Source organism: Mesotoga sp. HF07.pep.5.2.highcov, assembly GCF_003666285.1.
GTDB lineage: Bacteria > Thermotogota > Thermotogae > Petrotogales > Kosmotogaceae > Mesotoga > Mesotoga prima.
This window is the reverse complement of record NZ_JFHJ01000627.1, coordinates 1-2981: the sequence shown is the minus strand read 5'-3', so window position 1 is coordinate 2981 and position 2981 is coordinate 1. Positions and strand designations below refer to the sequence as shown.

The window sequence follows — 2981 nt, the reverse complement described above, 5'->3', positions numbered from 1 at the left end:
TTGTAGCCAGGCTTCGTTAAACGGGCAGTAGTTGATAGCATTTGCGGGCACTTCGTAATCTCCGACAACGTCTCCTTCTTCATTACGTCGCGCCTTTGTTTGAACTTCAATCGGTACCGCTCTCAAAGGTGTTGGAATAGCCGAAGCTGGGCTTTCGAACATTGCCGGGTCATATAGGTTTTCGGCAATGTAGTTCGAATAAACACTGTCAAAACCATCCGTCCCTATCGGGTCCCAGGCATCCATGAAGAGAGATCCCATAGCCGAGAACTGTGTTATGAACAGCGTTCGGTCATCTGTAACGGCCGTTCTTATCGACCATGTGTTTAGACCGTCTCCCAGCCCATATGCGAACCTCTGCTTGAGTCTTGATGCGTTCGCGACAAAAAAGTCGAGCTGATTGACAACGTATATCCTAACAGCTTCTTCCAAACCGAGTTCAAGGCCTCTTAGCGCAAGTTCCCAGTACTCTTCCTCAGTCAAGAAGTTACCGGTATAAGCCTTGAGAGTGACTTCATCGATCTCATCCTGTTCGTAGTTCCAGAAGCCTTCTGTCATTCCGCCTGGCATGTATCCATACCAGGGAGCATACATCTGCGCGACGATATGTTCCCAGAAGGCCCTCGTTGCACCGGCTCCCCAGCCTTCCGTGTACATCTGCCAGGTAAACTCCGCCGGATCGCCTCCGTAGACGACGTTACTGCACTTAATCCTGTCCCAGTACAACCTTTCCGCCTTCAGTCCTGCCTTTTCAAGCTGATCCGCAATGTAGTCTCCTTCCTTTAGACGACCCTGGGGATCATCGACCCTAATGGCTATCTTGATTGTTACCGGCTCATTATCGAAGTACCAGAATCCGTCGTCCTTCTTCTCCAGCCTGCCAACATTTTCCGGTAGTGCGGCTGCAGCTTGCATTGAGCTCTCTATGACTTCCAAAGCCCTTGCTTCGTTTCCTTCAGCCGTCAAACCAAACTTCGTGGCGAGAAGGTTGTACCTGTACGTTCCCGGCTGGCCAGTAGTAGCCATTGTGAAGGCCGGTGTCCCGGCTCCTCCGAGAATCTCGTCAACAAGGTATTGCCTGTTGATCAGGTCGTTCATCGCGAATCTGATATCCCTGATCGCAAAGGCGTTGAAGTACTCCTTCCCTCCAACTTCAACGACATATGGCGCTTTGTTAGGGATCGGATTCATCAGTAGCGACCAGGATCCTGATGGAACAGCATACAGGTCAAGCTTGTCTCTAGTGGCCTGATCCAGCCCGAAGATCTGTGGCCCTGAAAGACCCCACATGAATATATCTGTAAGACCTTCAGCCGTGTCCTTCAGCGCGATCTCTTCCGACATTCTCACGTTGAAGTAAACAAGATCAGGATAAGGTCCCTTCTGCGAGGACAGAGCAAGTCCGCCCAGCAGCAATAGCATGACCAACAGCACATAAGTTAGCTTCTTCACTTCCTTCGCCTCCTTAAGAAATTAGCGTTTCGATCGAGTCACAACTTGAACTGGGATAAAGTTGTTTCGTCTACGTAGTGGCAAGAAACGAGAGAGATAAATATAGAACGAAAAATCAGTGTGTTTGATTGTCGATGCTGAAGTAATCCATGCTTCACGAAGAAGCTAATGTATTTGCAAGATTATTATATTACATTCACATGCAAAATCAGAAGAACAAATAGGCCCAATTTACGGTGTCTTTGCCAGATAAAACCAGCCCTGTTACTTTGTCTTTCTATAACTCCTTATTGTGCGAGAATACTTCATGAAATAGCTTTTCGATAACGCTGAGAAGTTCATTTTCCAGCTTTAGAACATTACATAAATACTTATTATTCCTTTTTCAATGATTTGATAATTTCTTGTTATCCAGATTCTTGGTCTCAAGACCTGAAATACCAATCTATCCGACAATATTGACCAAACTCAAATAATTAGAATTCCTCACCTTGATTCAATTAATTAGTACGATATGATAGCACTTTCGTGCTACTACCCGAAGAAAGAATTGATGAAAATTCTAACTACTTCGGCTCCCCCAATGAAAGTGCCTACACTGCTTCCAACGTTCGCGAATACCACAATCAGAAGGATTTTCGTGACTCTGTTTCTCCAAAAACCCTTGAAGGAGTTTACATCTTCGTTCAGGTTCTCAAAATCCGAGACCTTGGGCTTTCTTACGATCGCTTCCACAAGTCCGGCAAACCATCCCGCAGCCAGAAGCGGATTCAATGAGCTTACAGGGGCAACAAAGAACGCCGTCAGTATAGAGAGAGGGTGACCAAAAGCTATAAGAGTTCCTAGAGCAGAAAGCGATCCATTCCATAGGATCCAGCTTAGAATCTGATCAAACCCTGCATCGCGATTCACTATTAACGTTGAAACAATCAAGGCGATGATCGCTATCGAGATCGTCCAGCCGATTATCTTACCGGTCTTCTTCTTCGGAGGGATCTTCGTGAGTGCAACAAGATCCTGATCCTCTTTTATGGCCTCTTTCAAACCCGGGACATGCCCGGCACCAACTACGGCGACGACTTTCTTTCCCGGAGCGTCTTGATCTTCTGGGCGAGATACTTGTCCCTTTCGTCAATCAATGACTCCTTGAGCTGAGGAAAGGACTTGGCAAGCTCACTGAGCGCAGAGGTCAGCATATCCCCCGACTTCATTTTCTCGAGATCTTCTTCTGTTATCTTCTCATCGCTGAAGATAGACAAAACTAGAGTGAAGAAGAGTTTCGTCTTTCCCCAGAAGCCAAGATTTCCCCATATTCTTGCGAAAGTGACCTGAATATCTCTATCTGCAAGAACAAGCTCCGCTCCTGTCTCTTTTGCCGACTCAATAGCCTGCAGCATCTCCTGTCCTGCCTGTATTCCTATTTGTTTTGCCATTCTCTTTTGATAAGAGGAAAGTATAAGGTTAGCTAGCAGAAGAAAAGACTTCTTCTCTTTAACTACCTTTGCGATATCGGTCTTCTTCCATTTATC

Annotated in this window: 1 protein-coding gene and 1 pseudogene; both read right to left on the bottom strand. The window is 46.3% G+C overall.

From position 1 onward, the window contains the following. Nucleotides 1-1452: ABC transporter substrate-binding protein (locus BG32_RS13495; protein WP_259459751.1), on the bottom strand; the 1452-nt coding region annotated here is incomplete at its 3' end. Nucleotides 1453-1986: 534 nt separating this feature from the next. Further along, a pseudogene (locus BG32_RS17230) lies at nt 1987-2981 on the bottom strand (TraB/GumN family protein); the annotation flags it as partial.